Origin of the sequence: Desulfamplus magnetovallimortis, assembly GCF_900170035.1 — a bacterium.
GTDB lineage: Bacteria > Desulfobacterota > Desulfobacteria > Desulfobacterales > Desulfobacteraceae > Desulfamplus > Desulfamplus magnetovallimortis.
In genome coordinates this window covers 678,856-696,824 of sequence record NZ_LT828540.1, presented here as the reverse complement: position 1 = coordinate 696,824, position 17,969 = coordinate 678,856, and the positions used below count along the sequence as shown (strand labels likewise).

The 17,969-nt window shown below is 40.5% G+C and carries 13 protein-coding genes; 4 read left to right on the top strand and 9 right to left on the bottom strand.

Annotated features, from left to right (window positions below; genetic code table 11):
- Positions 1-188: 188 nt before the first annotated feature.
- Positions 189-1,562 (top strand): adenylosuccinate lyase, encoded by a 1,374-nt coding sequence (gene purB, locus MTBBW1_RS02725; protein ID WP_080798821.1) that lies wholly within the window; start codon positions 189-191, stop codon positions 1,560-1,562.
- 270 nt (positions 1,563-1,832) lie between these two features.
- Here purB and MTBBW1_RS02720 read toward each other — a convergent pair whose 3' ends face one another.
- The 3 genes from MTBBW1_RS02720 to MTBBW1_RS02710 form a co-directional block, all read right to left on the bottom strand.
- Positions 1,833-2,525, bottom strand: coding sequence for a DUF3334 family protein (locus tag MTBBW1_RS02720; RefSeq protein WP_080798819.1), 693 nt, complete (start codon positions 2,523-2,525; stop codon positions 1,833-1,835).
- A 79-nt stretch (positions 2,526-2,604) separates the two neighbouring features.
- On the bottom strand, positions 2,605-3,093 hold the full coding sequence (locus MTBBW1_RS02715; RefSeq protein WP_080799681.1) for a prolyl-tRNA synthetase associated domain-containing protein: 489 nt from the start codon (positions 3,091-3,093) through the stop codon (positions 2,605-2,607).
- Positions 3,094-3,609: 516 nt separating this feature from the next.
- The gene (locus MTBBW1_RS02710) at positions 3,610-4,458 is read right to left on the bottom strand and encodes a DUF3786 domain-containing protein (protein ID WP_080798814.1); all 849 of its coding nucleotides are present in this window, start codon (positions 4,456-4,458) and stop codon (positions 3,610-3,612) included.
- A gap of 208 nt (positions 4,459-4,666) precedes the next feature.
- On the opposite strand from MTBBW1_RS02710, the gene MTBBW1_RS02705 reads away from it, so the two are divergent.
- The 3 genes from MTBBW1_RS02705 (at position 4,667) to MTBBW1_RS02695 (ending at position 10,276) form a co-directional block, all read left to right on the top strand.
- A complete protein-coding gene (locus tag MTBBW1_RS02705) occupies positions 4,667-6,067 on the top strand; it encodes a DEAD/DEAH box helicase (RefSeq protein WP_080798810.1) in 1,401 nt (466 codons plus the stop codon).
- A gap of 397 nt (positions 6,068-6,464) precedes the next feature.
- The gene (locus MTBBW1_RS02700; RefSeq protein ID WP_080798806.1) at positions 6,465-7,469 is read left to right on the top strand and encodes a sulfite exporter TauE/SafE family protein; all 1,005 of its coding nucleotides are present in this window, start codon (positions 6,465-6,467) and stop codon (positions 7,467-7,469) included.
- A gap of 398 nt (positions 7,470-7,867) precedes the next feature.
- Complete coding sequence (locus MTBBW1_RS02695) at positions 7,868-10,276, top strand: hybrid sensor histidine kinase/response regulator (RefSeq protein ID WP_080798802.1); 2,409 nt, start codon at positions 7,868-7,870, stop codon at positions 10,274-10,276.
- Positions 10,277-10,418: 142 nt separating this feature from the next.
- Here MTBBW1_RS02695 and MTBBW1_RS02690 read toward each other — a convergent pair whose 3' ends face one another.
- From MTBBW1_RS02690 to MTBBW1_RS02665, 6 genes are all read right to left on the bottom strand, one after another.
- Positions 10,419-10,988, bottom strand: coding sequence for a TetR/AcrR family transcriptional regulator (locus MTBBW1_RS02690; protein ID WP_080798801.1), 570 nt, complete (start codon positions 10,986-10,988; stop codon positions 10,419-10,421).
- 8 nt (positions 10,989-10,996) lie between these two features.
- On the bottom strand, positions 10,997-11,422 hold the full coding sequence (locus tag MTBBW1_RS02685) for a 4Fe-4S dicluster domain-containing protein (protein ID WP_080798798.1): 426 nt from the start codon (positions 11,420-11,422) through the stop codon (positions 10,997-10,999).
- A gap of 194 nt (positions 11,423-11,616) precedes the next feature.
- On the bottom strand, positions 11,617-13,665 hold the full coding sequence (locus tag MTBBW1_RS02680) for an aldehyde ferredoxin oxidoreductase family protein (RefSeq protein ID WP_080798795.1): 2,049 nt from the start codon (positions 13,663-13,665) through the stop codon (positions 11,617-11,619).
- 399 nt (positions 13,666-14,064) lie between these two features.
- A complete protein-coding gene (locus MTBBW1_RS02675) occupies positions 14,065-15,315 on the bottom strand; it encodes an iron-containing alcohol dehydrogenase (RefSeq protein WP_080798789.1) in 1,251 nt (416 codons plus the stop codon).
- Positions 15,312-16,670 carry an iron-containing alcohol dehydrogenase gene (locus tag MTBBW1_RS02670; RefSeq protein ID WP_080798782.1) on the bottom strand — a complete coding sequence of 453 codons (1,359 nt, stop codon included), beginning with the start codon at positions 16,668-16,670 and terminating at the stop codon, positions 15,312-15,314. The genes MTBBW1_RS02675 and MTBBW1_RS02670 overlap by 4 nt, the downstream gene beginning before the upstream one ends.
- Positions 16,671-16,845: 175 nt before the next feature.
- On the bottom strand, positions 16,846-17,379 hold the full coding sequence (locus MTBBW1_RS02665) for a hypothetical protein (RefSeq protein WP_080798780.1): 534 nt from the start codon (positions 17,377-17,379) through the stop codon (positions 16,846-16,848).
- Positions 17,380-17,969 lie beyond the last annotated feature (590 nt).

The window sequence follows — 17,969 nt, the reverse complement described above, 5'->3', positions numbered from 1 at the left end:
ATTGCGAGGGCATAACAACGAATGATGAAAGTCCTTAGTAACTCCCCCTCTCCAGTCATGGAGAGGGGGTTAGGTAAACTTTTGAATAACGTACATGGCGGATTCCCGCCACAATCGAAGAGATGAAAGTCTTTATGAAAACAGCCATTTGCGGGGACTTTCATATAAAAAATCAGGAGAAATAAACTATGCTATCACTTAAAGCGCTTTCCGTACTTGACGGCAGATACTCAAAAGCAATTGAGTCATTGACGGAAATTTTTTCAGAATATGGGTTAATCAGGTATAGAATTCATGTGGAAACAGAGTGGTTAAAGTTTCTCAGCACTGATCTGAAACTGTTTGAAATAGATGAGGCTGCAATCTCTTTAATTGATGCCATTTTGGAGAATTTTGACCATAAGGCTGCATCCAGAGTGAAAGAGATTGAGAGCAGCACAAATCATGATGTCAAGGCTGTGGAGTATTATATAAAAGAACAGTTGGAACAGGTCGGCCTTCTTTCCATTCGTGAATGGGTTCATTTTGCATGTACTTCAGATGATATAAATAACACAGCCTATGCCATGATGGTTAAAGATGGAAGGGCGGTGGTGCTGGAATCCTTGTCTCTTTTGATTGAGAAAATTGAGGAAAAAGCTAAATTATATAAAGCACTACCAATGATGTCACGTACACATGGCCAGCCTGCAACACCAACAACTGCAGGGAAGGAATTTATAAATTTTGCATGGCGGCTGGATCGTGAAAGGGAGTTGATACAAAACTGTAGTATCCAGGCAAAAATCAATGGAGCCACAGGCAATTATAATGCCCATTATTTTGTTTTTCCCGAGATTGACTGGATAGCTGCCTCAGAAAGATTTCTGTCACATAAGCTCGGGCTTGAACCTCTTATTTACACAACACAGATCAACCCCAATGCATATCTTGCATACATACTACACGCAATGGTTCGTTCAGCAGCGGTTGTTGTGGATTTTGACAGGGATATGTGGGGATATATTTCCCTTGGTTATTTCAGGCAGATGCTTAAAAAAGGAGAGACCGGATCGTCAACAATGCCTCACAAGGTTAACCCCATAGACTTTGAAAACAGTGAAGGCAATATGGGTGTGGCCATCTCCTTGATGGAGCATCTTGCCGTAAAGCTGCAAAAGTCACGTTTCCAGAGGGACTTGAGTGACAGTACAGTCTTGAGAAGCCTTGGCTCGCTTTTTGGTTATTACTTGATTGGTCTTAAAAGTGCTTTAAGGGGACTTGGCAAAATTGCCATTGATGAGAAGCGACTTGAAGAGGATCTTGATGCCAATCCTGAACTTCTTGCTGAACCCTTTCAGACCGCCATGAGGGTTTATGGAGAGGAAAACCCCTACGAGAGGCTAAAGGAGCTTACCCGTGGGCGCAGAATCGGAAAGGATGAACTTGAAAAATTTGTAAATGGCCTCCAGAAAATTCCTGAACCATTTAAAGAACGTATGAGAACCTTGACGCCTGCCGGTTATACAGGGCTTGCTGAAACCCTTGTGGATACATATTTTAAAAAGAAAGGACAGCCTTAATATTGATGAACCTGTAAAAAGTCCGATTTTGGGATTCTTTTAGCCGTAACCCACTGAAATTATTAATAGCGACTTTGGCGTTTTGGACTTTTTACGATACCATCAATATTAAAAATTGATACCTATAACCTTTTGAGCCTTGTCAATAATGTCTGAATCAGGATTTCCAAGATAAACAAAGAAAAGGCAGTATCATCTATCCTGAACATCTTGTTTGTCCTGGTTATCCTGATTCAGACAAATTCAATAAATGGGAAAAAGCAATCAAAGCTAATCTTCTGCATCAAGTTTGTTAAAAACCTTTGAAGATTGAGATAAGGATGAGAGTGCCATTCTCTCATCTTCTTCTCTTTGATGTTTTTGCTGTGCTTCAAGGAGAATCTCTTCAATATTCTCGTCTTTTTCTTTTTCAAAGGGAAAAAGTGTTTCAAACTCAGTGTGCTCTATGCCAAGTTCCAGAAAAAAAGGACGATGATCTTCTGTTTCAAAGGAGACTCTTCGATATTGGGGAGAGTCTATTTTTGTATCAATAGAGATTGCGATATCCTTGTTCACCACAAGCATTTTGGGGACACTTTGCTTAATGGATACCTGGAGTTCCTTTCGCAGATCTGTCTGGAAGTGTCCCATTGCCTGACTCATAAGCTCACCCAGTACATTGGCAACATCATCAGATGTGTGCAAAATGGATAGCTCCTCCCTTGGCATTCCCATATTTGTCATATAGCTTGTATAAATATCCATTGCAGCTTCAGAGGTAAAATTCATGATAAGAAGGCCGGAGAGACCACCTTCAAATATTGTAAAGCATCCAATATCCGGTTTAAGGCAGGTTTTATTTATTTTCTGGACAATCGGGGAAAAAGATATAACCTGTGCCGACGCTTTTGTGAGTACTTTCTGAACCGACCTGCATAAAATAATTAGGATATCATCTGTGGATTGAATTAAATTATCGGTCATTATATTTCTCCTTCTGAATTACGTTAACTGCATTTCAAAAAGTTAGGGGCTGGAAGATAATTGTATTTGTATTGGTGAATTATATTTGTATTATTTCTGGTTTATGCCCGCAATACTCAATGAATTTGAGAAGATCCGCAGATGAAACAGTGGTCGTCGCTGTATTTACCAGAGGATGAAAATTCAAAAGAGGGTGTTTCATCATATCTTCATCCAGAACTATTTTTATATCATGATTTTTGATGTTGACAACAGCAAACGGAGTGACTGAGCCAGGTATTACGCCCATAACCTCCATCAGAAGATCCGGTTTGCCAAAAGAAGGGCTTTTAGCTCCAATTTTTTTTGCCAGATCCTTAATATTAATATCCTTGTCGGAAAGGGTCACAACAAGAAACAGATTTTTTTTCTTATCCTTAAAAAACAGATTTTTACTGTGAACGCCTTCAATGCCTTCATGATGCTTATCAGCCTCTTCAACAGTATATACTGGTGGATGTTCATGATTTACGTAAGTTATACCAAGCTTTGACAGCAACTGAAGTAAAGACTCCTGGTCTTTAAGCATTCTTTTTTCTCCTTTCAGGGAATTCATAATTTCCATATCATGTGTAATAAAAAATGTCAGTACAATTTCTCATATTTCATTCAGGGTTTTTCGTTTTTTACCGTGGAAATGGATACATAATTTCCATGATCGGGGGTGGCCGGACTCCGGCCATGACGGTTTACCGTAGAAATAACTACTCAAAATCGACATCTTATTGCTTTTTCAGAAGTTATTGCAGTTGTCTGAACCAGGATAACCAGGATGGATAGGATGCTCAGGATAGATAATCCTGCCTTATCTTGTTAATCTTGGGAATCCTGATTCAGACAGTGTTGACAAGGCTTACAAGATCATAGGTGTCGACTTTGAGTAACTATTATTTTTATATTTGGGGGTGATTGATACACAATCATGCCCGTTTACCGTGAAAAGTCCCCTCTTTGTTTTCATAATGGTGTGGTGGCCTTAGATATAAGGAACGCTTTATCTCTAATGTCATTATAGTTTAGGATAGTATAAAGCAATCCTCTATTTTTATCGGTGGTTTGCATCCAAACTTACTTCATACCCGTGGGTAATGGCCATTTTTGTAAACATTTGAGTCAGACCTGCTCCTAAGGAAAATATAGCTCCTATTTCCAGGTTTCGGTCAGCGGTTTCATCAAAATATATATTGAGGCTTGAGTCAAGTCCATCTTCTGGTAACCAGTAGCATATCATTACAGGCACTTTGGGCAATACATGCATGACAACAGAAATATCTGACTGAAATTCCCTGGCTACCTCTTTTCCGTTGAGAACAGATACCATATCACTGAAAAGATCCGTGTAGATATCTGCCACCTTTTTCATTGGCATCTCGCACCTCTGTCTAAAAAGAGGATATCTCTCCCTGCCATCTTTAAGATCTCTAAAAGCTACCCATTTGCCTGTGGGCTCCTTTCCTTCAGAGTGGAGAATATAGTTGAACACAGGTGCTGCAATCCATGGGTTTACATGTATTCCTGTATAAATTGCACCGTTTTGATCCACACTGAAATCCTTACCAAGAATCTTGATGGTCAGTTTTCCACCATCAAATTTGCCTCCTGTTCTCAGGGCTGCCTCTTCAAGGTTAACTTTGGATATCTTTTGTTTCATCTCTTCCATGAATGCATCCTGGTTTTCCTGAATAATACTTCGTACCGGATGGCCGTCTTCTGGAAGTTCATCCTTTTCATAACGCTCAATGATATCTTTTTCAAGTAATGGGCAGTCCCCAAGTTTTTTTTCTCCCTGAAACACTGAAGCGGCAAAGGCAAGGCAGGTTTTTTTGCCACATTTCCGGCAATTTGATTTGTCCAGAAGAGTGAAAATTTCCATTGTATTTTTGAATTTTGCCATACTGTCTCCTCTTATGTTCTGAAGAGTTTACTTTTCAAGATGAATTTCGGTTGCAATATGGCATAATGCTGATAAAATTACAAACCCACATTCAAAGTCTCCTTGTTATCCTGATGATTACATGAGAACTTATAACGACTGTTTGCGGATCACCGCTACAATTGACAATTGACTAAGACAAGGAAGATGCCCGAAAAAAGAGGTTTTAATGGAGTTTATCTTGAATGACAGGCTTGTGCTGAAAGATATTGAAAACGCAGACACCTTAGACAGGGTTAAACAGCAGCTTACTCTTGATAATCCACAGTACATACTTTTGAATAACCTTGGAAAATGGACAGGAAATACTCCAAGAAAACTGAAATTTTATGAAAACAGTGAAGAGTCTCCTCAAACATTAAGCTGTCCAAGGGGCTTTGCAGACAGAGCATATAAAATTTGTAAGGAATTCAATGAAAAAATTCTTTTAAGGGATGAGAGAAGGGTACTTGAACCGGTTGATATAACTTTTTATGGCACCCTTCATGATTTTCAGAAGCGTGCCGTCACAGGCGATCTTTTTAAAAATACCCACGGGGTACTCTCGGCAGGTACTGGAAGCGGAAAAACTGTTATGGCTCTTTATATTATTGCCAGTCGAAGGCAACCTGCCCTTGTGGTGGTGCATACAGTTGAACTTCTTCGCCAGTGGCAGGAGCGAATTGAAACATTTTTGGGGATTCCGGCAGAAGAGGTGGGTATCATAGGAGGTGGTAAATTCAGGGCAGGGGAGAAGTTAACTGTGGGGCTCTATCAGAGTATCAGGAAAAGGGTTGATGAACTAAAACCCATTTTTGGTCATATTATTGTTGATGAATGCCATAAATGCCCCTCAAAGACATTTACCGAGGCAGTGTCAGGATTTGATGCAAAATTCCGGCTTGGCCTTACTGCCACAGGATATAGACGGGATAAACTGGATGCCCTGATATTTATGACCCTTGGGGAGCTGCGCCATACCATTGAAAAAACTCCTCTTGTGGAATCAGGAAAGCTCTGTTCCGCACAGGTTGTCTGCCGTCAGACTGAATTTGAGACCATCCTGGATGCAAGCCTTAATTATCCGGCGGTGATCAAGGCCCTTTCACTTGATCACCTTAGAAACAGTCTGATATGCAGGGATATTGCAATGGAAGATCGTCCGGGAATCCGGCTTGTACTTACAGATCGCAGGGAACATGCTTTGACTCTTAAGCATATGCTTGAAAATAACCATGGAGTATCTTCTGAAGTGCTAACCGGAAATACCCCTAAGAATCAGCGGGAAAGCATTGTAAAGGCTTTAGGCAGAGGAGAAGTTTCAACACTGATGGCAACGGGACAGCTCATAGGGGAGGGATTTGATCTTCCGGAGCTTGCAACGTTGTTTCTTGTTATGCCAATAAAATTCAAGGGAAGACTTATACAGTACATAGGCAGAATTCTGCGTCCGGCAGAAGGAAAATCTGAAGCTTTGATTTATGATTATATTGACCTGAATGTAGGAGTGTTAAAGGCCTCAGCAACAACAAGGATCGAAACTTACAGAAAAGAGGGAATTACTGTGGACTGCAAACTTGCAGAGTGGTAAATAACTATTGTATTGTCATCACTTGTTTTTTAACCTTGGTAATTGGGTTTAATTATCTTACCCAAGCTCCCCATGGCAAGCCTGTAAGAGTTGGCTGGGGGTGAGATGAATGGGCATGTTTTATATGAAAGTCTCAATAAATAGCTGTCTTTAAAACGACTTTCATGTTTTGTTGTGATGCGTCAGCAAACATGGGGTGTTATATGAAAGTCTCGGTAACAGCCTGTTTTTAAAACGACTTTCATCTCTTTGATTGTGGCGGTGATCAGCCATGTACGTTTATTAAAAACAAATTCCTTGGCAATGCGGTATTATTGGTATTGTTTCAGAAGTATTTTATGCTTCAATAATTCTGTTTAATGGACAATGGCAGGAATGTAAAACAAATGGATTTGAAATGAGATTTACAAAACGCAGGTACAGAAGCCCAATAATTATCTCAGTTGTTGTTGCTGTTCTCTGGTTGCTCTGCTTCCCTTTTTTCTATGAAAGTTTTATATCGCATCTCTACTTTATGCCATTTGTAGGGGCAATCGCTGCCACCATAGCAAACATTACTCCGGCTGCTGCCGGAATTGTATATTTTCCTATCCTTACCCATATCAATATGGCTCCGGTTACCGTTTCACAGTTCAGCCTGATGATTCAGGCATATGGAATGGGTCTTGGAACATTCAGGTGGTTCCTTTTTAACAGAAAGCTTTTCATTTTTAATGTTATACCTGTAAGTATTGCAGGGGGATTTTTGGGGGAAATTGTAAGTATTGTCTATCTTCCCATAAGCAATCCTGAACTTTTAAGTCTTATTTTTAATTTTATTGCCTTTCTCTTCACTCAAATTGTCTTTTTTTCTCTGATAAGAAACTCCCAGTATCCCAGTAAAAAAGTTGAGCTTAATGAATTTAACATCACAATTTTATTTCTTCTCTCATTTGTAGGAGGATTGCTTTGTGGCTGGATAGGATTTGGAATTGATACAATTTTTTATTTTGTTCTCACAATAATTTTCAGAATTAATCCTGCTGCTGCAATAGTAACAAGTATTTCCCTGATGGCTGCAATGTCAGTTACAGGAACCCTGCTAAATTTTATTTTCAGGGAGCTTCCCCTTGATTTGTGGTTTAGTGCAATTCCGGGTGTAACAATTGCCGGATTGTTTCTTGCTGCTTATATTGCCGTAAAAATTGGTTCACGAAATATTTTGTTACTGTTTACTTTTTTTCTGGCAACTGATTTTTTCATGGCTTTCTGGACCCAGGAAATTTTACCCATGACTCCTGCTGTTAAAAAAATGGTTATCTATCCTTTGGCATTTTACATGCTGGTATTTCATATCAAGCTTTTTATTGATAATTATAACAACTCCGGAATTGTACCGGAAGATTTTAATGCAATGGGGTAACCAAAACTGTGCAATTTTTGACCTTTTTTAGGTAGTGTCATAAAAGTGTTGATATCTTTTTGTGAAAGCCCTGCTGAATCAAGGTTTGTGAAGAGCTCATCAATATATTTGGGACACCACCCTTTTTTATATCTACCCCAAAGTAATTTACACTTTTTTTGATGCTAATCCCTAAAAACGGGAATAGTGATAGGGAAAGTGTAAACTGCTGAATGAAACATGCCCAATTTTTTCCCAAATGATTCCTGTCCCGCTTCAAATTCTGCAACCTTTTCAATGATATCTTTATCGGTTGTGTCCCAAATCCGTTGATCCGGTATTGACCGAGATTACAGGAAAAAGAGTTGAGCAAGATGCCATCAATAGGTTTAGGACTCTATCAATAATTGGAGAATTTTATGCCTGAAAAATTAACATATGAGAAGTTAGAGCAAAAAGTCACGGAGCTGGAGATGGCTGAAAATGCACTAAAGGAGAGCGAGGAGCGTTTCAGATTGCTTTTTGACAGTTCTGCGGATGCACATGTTATATATAAAAATGATAGTTTTATAGACTGCAATTGGTCATCAATTCGTTTGTTGGGATTTGAGAAAAAAAGTCAGTTACTGAAACTTCATCCCAGGGATATTTCTCCTCCATACCAGCCGGATGGTCATCCATCAAGGGAGAAAGCAGAATCAATGATTGCCCTGGCATTTGAAAAAGGGAGCCATCGGTTTGAATGGTTATGTAAAAGATGTGATGGTTCAGATGTATTGCTTGATGTGCTGTTGTCTGAGATCAAAATCAAAGGAGAACCCTTATTACATGGTGTATGGAGAGATATTACACAACAGAAGAGGGCAGGTGATGAACTGCGGCAAAGTGAATTGAAGTATCGTCTCCTTTTCGAAAATATGGCACAGGGGGCTTTTTATCAAAGTTGCGATGGTACTCTGATAGATGTCAATTCAACAGCTTTGAAAATGTTTGGCCTTACCCGTGACCAATTTTTGGGAAGAACATCTGTTGACTTCAGGTGGAAGGTCATTAATGAAAATGGCAGTGAGTTGCAGGGAGAATTCCACCCGTCAATGGTGGCATTGCGGACAGGGCAACCTGTACTGAACAAGATTGTCGGCGTTTATAATCCCCTGAAAGAGGGGTATGTCTGGTTGAGTATTAATGCAATTCCTCAGTTCATGGGTGAAGATAAGCAGTTACATCAGGTTTTTGTGACTATGCATGATATTACTGAAGATCGCAAAATAAGGGCGTTACTGCGAAAAAACCAGGAGCGATATCAGAAGGCTCAACGAATCGGTAAGGTCGGCAACTGGGAATACAACGTCCAGACAATGGAGTTCTGGGGATCCGAGGAGGCAAAAAATATATATGGTTTTCAACCTGATGCTGATACGTTTACGACTGATGAGGTGGAAAACTGCATTCCAGAGAGGGAGAGGGTTCACAAAGCATTAATAGACTTGGTTGAGAGCGGTAAAGAGTATAATTTGGAATTTGATATTATAACAAAAAACACAAATGAAAGGAAAACTATCATTTCCATTGCTGAATTGGAAAAAGATGGAGATGGGAATCCGTTAAAAATATCAGGTGTGATTCAGGATATAACAAAGCGGAAGCGATCCGAAGAGGCGCTTTTAAAGCTTAAAATACAACTGCAGCAGGCTCAAAAAATGGAATCCATTGGCAGGCTTGCCGGAGGTGTGGCACATGATTTTAATAACATGCTAAGTGTCATACTTGGCAATACCGAACTCATACTGGATGATGCAGGTTCGGATAGTCCTTTTTTTGATAATCTTAAGGAGATTCAATATGCGGCAAAACGATCAACCGACTTTGTCAGGCAGTTGCTTGCTTTTGCCCGTCAACAGACCATTGCCCCTGAAATAATAAACCTGAACAGCACCCTTGAAGGTATGCTCAACATGCTCAATCGCCTTATTGGAGAAGATATTGAACTTGTATGGGCACCTTCGGAAAGACTGTGGCCCATAAAAATAGATCCGTCACAGATTGATCAGATATTTGTGAACCTTTGTGTAAATGCCCGGGACGCTATCAAAGGCGTGGGCTGTGTCACAATAGAGACGGAAAATATTCGTATTGATTATGAATATTGCCGTGAAAACGTTAGTTTTAAACCAGGAGAGTATGTCAGGGTATGTTTCAGCGATAATGGGTGTGGCATGGGTAAGAAGATTCTTGAAAATCTTTTCGAGCCTTTTTATACCACAAAAGAGGTCGGGCATGGCAGTGGCCTTGGATTGGCAACAGTTTATGGTATTGTGAAACAAAATAACGGTTTTATCAATGTGTACAGTGAGCTTGGAGAGGGGACTACCTTTAAAATATACCTTCCCCACCATGTTGTTGAAGCAGTTGAGAGATCAAAAAAAGAGAGTTCTGTTACTGAAGCAGTTAAACGCCATGGCACAATTTTACTGGTTGAGGATGAAACAGCAATATTGAAAATGACCAAAATGATGCTTGAGCGATCGGGTTATAATGTATTGGGGGCCTCAACGCCGGGTGAGGCAATCAGGATTGTTCAGGATGGCAGTTTACATAAAATTGATTTACTTTTGACCGATGTTGTCATGCCAGAAATGAATGGTAAGGAGCTGGCTGGGGCGCTCATAAAACTATATCCAGAACTTAAATGTTTGTTCATGTCCGGATATACTGCAAACGTGATTGCCCATCGCGGAATTCTGGATGAAGGTGTTCACTTTATAAACAAGCCATTTTCAAAGCAGGAGCTGGCCGTTAAAATCAGGGATATATTGGATGAGCCTTGAAAAACTTAAAATTCATATGCTTGGTGTCATTTATATACTCAAAATCGACATTTTATTACTTTTTCAGAGTTATTGCGGTTGTCAAGCAATAGGGACAAGCAATGGGGACAGATTTAAAATCTGTCCCCAAAATAAATCAGAATCAGGATAATTTATTTATCATTTTCAAAATATCTTCTATGTCAATTTTTTCAACATCTAAAAGCTTCTGCAATATAAATCCTTCCAGGACTGCAACAAAAAATTTAGCTTTGGTTCGTGCATCTTTATCATTTCCATTATGCTTTATATAGGTATCTTCCACCATGGAAAACCATTGTGCATATGTTTTACGGAATCTTTTCTGAAGGAGTTCATTTCCTGAGATTGCCTCTCTTACAAGATATAGATGGAGGCGATTTCTTCCTTCTGCTGATAAAAGATAGTCAAAAAAAGCCTTTACCAGTTGCTCCCATGATGCTGTCCCGTTTTCCATGTTGCCGATGGACAGTATTGCAGAGCTTATTTTATCAACATTAAAATCAGCAATATCAAAAACAAGATCGTTTTTGCTGGCATAATAATAGTATAGCGTTCCTTTACTGACACCTGATTTTTTTGCAATCATTGCAAGGCTTGTTTTATCCACACCATTTTCAGCAATGAGTGACATGGCAGCGTCCAGGATTTTCTGTCTGTTATCTTCTCCGGTTCCTCTTGTGGTTTTTGCCATCTGTTTTTTTATATTCCTTCATTTTCTTTTTTCATCTCAATGGCATCAACCGGGCACTCCAGGGCGCAGAAGCCACAGGCAATGCAATCTTTCTCCCTTGCAAGCCAGGGGTATGTGTGGAGATTTTTGGGTTTTTGAAGTTTTGATTCAAGTGCATTTGTTGGGCAGGTATCTGTGCATATGTTGCATGAAATGCAGGTATCAAGATTAAATACCGGACGATCCCAATCCTTTTTTGGGATACGGGATGCGATATCGCCGAAATTATCCAGCACAGCCTGAAAGGCACATACCCTTCCACATGCGCCACAATCAATACATAGCTCATCCTGTATGGTGTGCGGTTCTTTTTTTTCCCCTTTTATGGCCTGGGAAGGACAGATTAACAGGCATGCCATGCAGCCCGTACACTCTTTTGTTATAAAAAAAGACATTATTCCAATCAAGGCTCCTTTAAAGTTGACTGTGATCTTTTTGCATTATTTTCCCCCTTTCCAGCCAGGGGCGAGGAATAAAGGTTCATTGCCAAGGCACCTTGCCCGTGATTTATCTTTCCAGCCAGGGGCGAGGGATAAAGGGGGATGAAGCGATGTGTTTGCAAAAGGTACAATCCATAAAATTAAAAAAATCAAATGCGGCTTACTGCTTCAATCTGCTCCGGTGAAGGCTTGCCTGTTTTTTTATCCCAGCCGTAAAGCTCCCAGTAATCTTCCATCATGGTTTCAAGGGGTACGCTTCGACCTTTATTGGCGCCTTTTTCCTGTGGAGGATGGCCGATTACACGCTCTTTTAACGCAAGAGTTGATGGTTCAACGCCCTGTTTTATATTAAAAGCCTGTTTTAATGTCTGGATTTGACTTCCGATCTCCATATATTTTTCAGGGGTATGATTCCATCCTGTGGCAGCGTTGAGCCAGTCAAAAATTCTGATTCTGTTGGCTCCCATGAATCCTCCGAACATGCAGACTCCCGACCCGTTCATTATGTTCATGAATTCACTGTTGGCTTTTCCTATCCTTGCATGTTTCTTGTCTGGAACATATTTGCTCTTTTTTGAGTAAAATGGGGCTATTTTTGGAATGCCCTTTACACGTTTCCATAATTGGTACATCTCATAATAGATACCAGAGCCGTATGTGTGTCGTCCCGGAGCTGCCTCTACACTGTAGTGCAAGGCATATCCTGGATCATTTCTGCCGTCATGCATTGCAAGCTCCTGTCCTCCTGCGTGGGCAGCAAAGGTTGTGGACTTTTCACCAATATGCATGGAAGCTCGTTTTACACCATCTGCAAGGATATCTCCGATACCTTCCCTTGATATCATCTTTTCTATAAGCCAGGTTATGGCATCAGGCTCTCCCCATTTTAATGGAACTCCATCTGTATCTTCCTTAGTTATCAGCCCATTTTCATAGCATTCCATTGCAAATGCCACCACATGACCTGCGGATATGGTATCCATACCGGCACGGTTCAACATCTCATTGAGCTGAAATATGATATCCATATCTTTGTTCATCACAAAACCGCCCAAAGAGAGTACAGTTTCGTATTCAGGTTTGTGGGTCTTCTGGTACTTGCCTGTGGTTTTACATATTCCACCGCATCCCAGAGGGCATGAATAGCAATGGTATTTTTGGGTCTCTTTTTCGGTAAATGTGTCAGGGTTGGATGAAAGGCTTTTGAAAAAACCCCAGTCTGAGCTTGTGCCTTTCCAGTTTTTTATTGGTGAGTCACCCATCTCAACTGATATTTGGTTCATGGAGACGGTGCCCCATTTTCTGAGGAAAATTTTATAAAGAAGACCATCCTGGGTCATTACCCAGGGCATAAGCCTCATCAAGGCTCCCACAGGTGCTGTGAGAAATCCTGGCATAAGAGGTGGCTGGAACTGAACCCATCGGTTACAGATGCGGCTGAGACGTTTTATCTCTTCTCGATTGTGGGGATGGATTCTCCTTGTTCCTGACAGAACCACAGCTTTAAGGCGTTTGGAACCCATTACAGCACCAAGGCCGGATCTTGCCGCCATTCGTCCTTTATCTGTTGAAACTCCGGATATAAGGGAGAGCTTTTCACCAGATGGCCCTATGCATGCAACAGCCACCTTTTTACGGCGATATTTTTTTAGCTCTTTTTCATTTAAAGAGTTATCTTGGAGAGAAGAATCACTTCTTATAAATCCATCTTCATTTAGAAAATGCTTTTCGATAAAATATTCCTCAGTTTCAACAGTATCTTTTCCCCATATCAATGTGGCATCCCGAAGCTCTGCACGATTGTCATCCACATAAAGATATACAGGTTTGGGGCTTGTTCCCTTGAAAAAGATACCATCAACACCACATCTTTTGATGGCTGGAGAAAAATTGCCACCGCAGTTGGCTTCACCCCAGGTACCTGTCAGGGGCGATTTGGACGCTATCATCCATCGGCCGGTAAAAAGGGAGCCTGTACCAGTTAAAAGACCTGAGACAAACCCGAGCATATTGTCAGGGCCCAATGGGTCAACACCCTCGGGAATTCTGTGATAAAGCACATGGGCTGCCAATCCCATGCCTGATAAAAATGATTCATAGACTGTGTGGGGTATAGTTTCTGTTTCTATGGTTCCATTGGATAGATCCACCACCATTATTTTACCCATATAGCCTGTTTTTCTATGGGAGCCACGCATGATTTACTCCTGATTCTTTTGTTGGGTAGTTTTTGAAACTAAGTAATTGGGTTTAATTAACTTCTCAAAATCGACATCTTATTGCTTTTGCATAAGTTATTGCAGTTGTCTGAACCAGGATAACCAGGATGGATAGGATGCTCAGGATAGATAATCCTGCCTTATCCTGTTAATCTTGGGAATCCTGATTCAGACAGTATTGACAAGGCTCAAGATGTTGTAGGTGTCGATTTTGAGTAACTTACCCAAACTCCCCCTCCCAAGTCTGTAAAATGTGGCTGGGGGCGAGGTGAATGGGCAAGTTTATATGAAAGTCCCCGCAAATGGCTGTTTTTATAAAGACTTTCTACTCTTCGATTGTGGCTGTGAACCGCCATGTTGGTTATTGAAAATCAATTCCTAACCGCATTTTATCCGTGATCTGTCCAGGGGTACTCCTTCATATGCAGCTTCCAGAACCATAAGAAAATCTTCATAGTCCATATCTTCAGGATTGTAAAAAAGAGTCCCATCACCCATGGCTGTCTTTGCTATATCGGGAAGTTTTTCCTTCAAAACCATTTTGTTTCCATCTCTGTCCTTTAATTCACCCAAAGAGGTGCCATGGATTCCCCCTGTGGCCACTGAAAGTTCCTGATTAAGTTTTCTGATATGAGCCACAGCTTTTTCCGCCCTTAGATTAAAAGGTGTAGCGGCAAAGATATCAGGCCCTGCAAGTGGAAGAAGAATCTCTCCAATTCTCTCCTCTCTTTTGTGCATATTGTACTCCATGCCATAAGGAAGAAGTATTGCCATGCATGTGCCGTGTGGAGCATGGCACACAGAACCAACAGAATGACCAAGGGTATGCACCATACCCACAGGGGAGTTGGAAAAAGCGATGCCTGCCATGGTTGCAGCAGTTGCAAGTGCAAGACGACCATCTTTATCATCCGGAGTTTTGAGCACCTTGAGAAGATCTCTGTTTATCATCTCTATTGCCTCGTGTGCATAACTGTCACTCAATGGGTTTCTTCCAAGGCAGTAGCTTGCCTCAACAGCGTGGGTGAGAGCATCCATTGCTGTGAGAGCTGTAATATGTGGAGGAAGTGTCATTGTCATGCGGGAGTCAATAACAGCAGCATCCGGAAGCAGAAACAGGGAGCCGAAAAGAAGTTTTCTGTCATTTGCTTTGTCCGCAATAACCGCTGCCATGGTAACCTCAGAGCCGGTTCCGGCAGTTGTGGGCACGGCAATCAGAGGTTTAAGTTTATGTTTGAGTGCTCCTGAACCTTTAAAATCAAGAATATTATCCGACTTTTCAGATACAAGAATGTTTACTCCCTTTGCAGTATCAAGAACAGAGCCGCCTCCAAGGGCAATTATGGAATCACACCCTTTTTCCCTGTATATGCCGGCAAGATTATTGACAGTATTGAGATCAGAATCCGGTGGCACATCATCTTCAATGGTTTTTATCGAAATATCATTCCCGATGGCTTTTGTTAAAATATCTGCAAGACCTGCCAGTTTGACCCCTTTATCCGTAAGGATCATGGGGGCATCTGCACCCATTATTCCAAGAAGCTCTGGAATTCTCTCCAGCACATCATGACCTGCCACAATGTTGACTCCGCAATAAAACTCATAGTAATCAGGTATAACTATCATGATTGCCTCCCTGCCTGCTCCATAAGTGTGGAGAGGTTATCTCTTGGTATTCCAGTATCATCAATGGTTCTTGGTACTCTGCCATCTGTTATTATAAAGAGATCGTTTAAAAGAGTCCGGATGGAGTGTAATGCCATATCTCTTCGCTGGGGCAGGGGAGTTGCGGCATATGTGAGCTGGTCACTCAGGGGCAGAAGCAGGGAGCCAAGCAGATTCTGTTTTTCTTCATATGTTATTAATATTTCCGGAAGTAGCATTGCCATGCATTGGCCAGCCGGTATATTTTTCATGGCATCAGGATGGCTATCCGTAAATAAATTGGCAATTTCAATGCATTTTATATCTTTTATGTTTGCTCTTATATAACCTGAAATTGCTGATGCCTGGGCTATCTTTGTCATGTTCTCAGATAGTCTTTTCTTGTTTGAGTAGCAGCTTATTAAATGCATGGCCTTTGTATCTGATTTTTTTAAATGGCGTTTTTTTATAGATGTTTTATTTGTTCCTGATTTACCTAACATGCAGTTTTTGTGGGATTTTATATTCTTATTGGATGAAAGAATATCTTTTGCTTCCATGATCAAAGATGCAAAACTTTCCATTACCATGGAAATGGCAACCGAGGCATATGCCCTTGCAGGCGGATTGTTTGACATGGCATAAGCTTCGCTGCATATTGATAAACTTGATAACCCTGAGTTTATAAAAGGGTTTGCAGAATTTTTTTTAATATTACTGTTTGAGGTTTCATTTATATTTAAAAAATTTGTATCTAAATCATTTATATCAGATTGAAGCCGGATACCAAAAATTTCCTGAATAGAAGTTGTATCCATTATTTCAGGCGCAAATAGAGCAATATCCGGCATAAGAGCAGGAGAAGAAAATGTTTTTTCATTAAAAGAAATTTCGTTGCAGGTTTCCATGCCGCATCCAGCCCCTGTGGGGATATAGACAAGTGGGTATAAACCGCCGTTTAAGGATTTTTCCGGATTTCTGAGTATCTCAGGCCCATAAAAAGCAACAATGTTGAGAAGTTTTGCCATATCCACTACCTCACCGGTTCCAAAGGCAATAATGCTGTCAAAACCCCTTTCGTTAAAAAGAGCATATTGAGCTTTAAGGCTTTGTGAATCAAGGGAGGTAACAGTGGATATACCAAGTGAAACTCCGCTTCCTTCAAAGGCACGAACCAGGGATTTATGGCAACCCCTTTCCCTGTCGCTGCTGCTGATAAGAACAAAGGGTTTCTTGGCATCCATTGAAGATAGCTCAAAGGGAAGATGCTCCATAGAGCGGTTTCCGGACAGGGTCTTTGTCCGGCATAAAAATTCAAACCTTTCCGTCATGGACATTTTTTTTCCTTTCCTAAAACAATGATCAAGAGTCCTAACTTCTCAAATCCACCACCACATATTGTACTTTCAATTCTCTGAAAAATACTATCTGTGGTCTCATTAGAGAACTTATGACTGACGAGAAACATGGTGGTCATCTTAAAAATCCTGATTTCTGAAAATCGGCAGTGGTCTAAACACCAGCAATTGCACGGAGGTTAACAAGTGCACGATATATGGTGTGACGTTTAAAAGACCAGCGGGGGTAGCGTTTAATTGCAAGTTTTGCAATTAATTTTGGCAAAAGATAAACCTGGACAATATCAAGAATTCTGACAGCAGCGCAGGCATGGGGTATATCTCCATCAACAAGAAGACGATCCCTTGCTGTGGCAATGGGGGTACTCTCCCTGAATGTAAAAGCAAGGAAAAGGTGTTCAGAACTTTTGAACAAAAGGCTGAGATCAATTTTTATGTTTTCAGTTGAGGAACCCATATATTTTGCTGTTCCATCGCTTTGCCTCTCAATCACCATATATGGTCCAGACGGCCATGCTCCAAGAGCGAATGTATATCCTTCCGGCATTGCCTCAAATTCTGCTTTTACTTCAGGGTCAACCCTGGAAGCTGCCTGTACAGCACGTCCTGTAAACCACAGCATGGATTTCAGATAGATAGGTTTCCAAATATTTTTACGAGGTTTTATTTCTTGAAACTGCTGCTCCATAACCCTCCTTGTATTTACTTTGAAAGTGCATCTGGTTTTTTTGATGTATTATTATTTGCATATTTGATTATTTGGTTTGCATTTTTTCTAAACCATAATTTTCATGATTTAAACCATGATTTTGAACTCAAACTATAAACTCAAAATCGACATCTTATTGCTTTTTCAGAAGTTATTGCAGTTGTCTGAACCAGGATGGATAGGATGCTCAGGATAGATAACCTGCCTTATCTTGTTAATCTTGGGAATCCTGATTCAGACAGTGTTGACAAGGCTTACAAGATCATAGGTGTCGACTTTGAGTATATAGTGTAGTATGTCGGTCAATCGACTGACTTAAATCATCCTATTAGTCTTTATTTGATTTGTCAATTTTTTTCCCAGTTTTTTACCGTAGGATATTTTTTTTGCATTCCTGATTTATATGTGTATATAAATGCATGATATGAGAAGATTAATAATTCTTCTGTTTTTTGGCATGCTTCATTTCCCAGTTTACACTTTCCGGAGAGAAAAGTCTGTGTGGCGGGAATCTCTCACAAAAAAGTGTAAAGTATTTTTGGGTTCAAATGAAGGATGCCTGTTTTTTT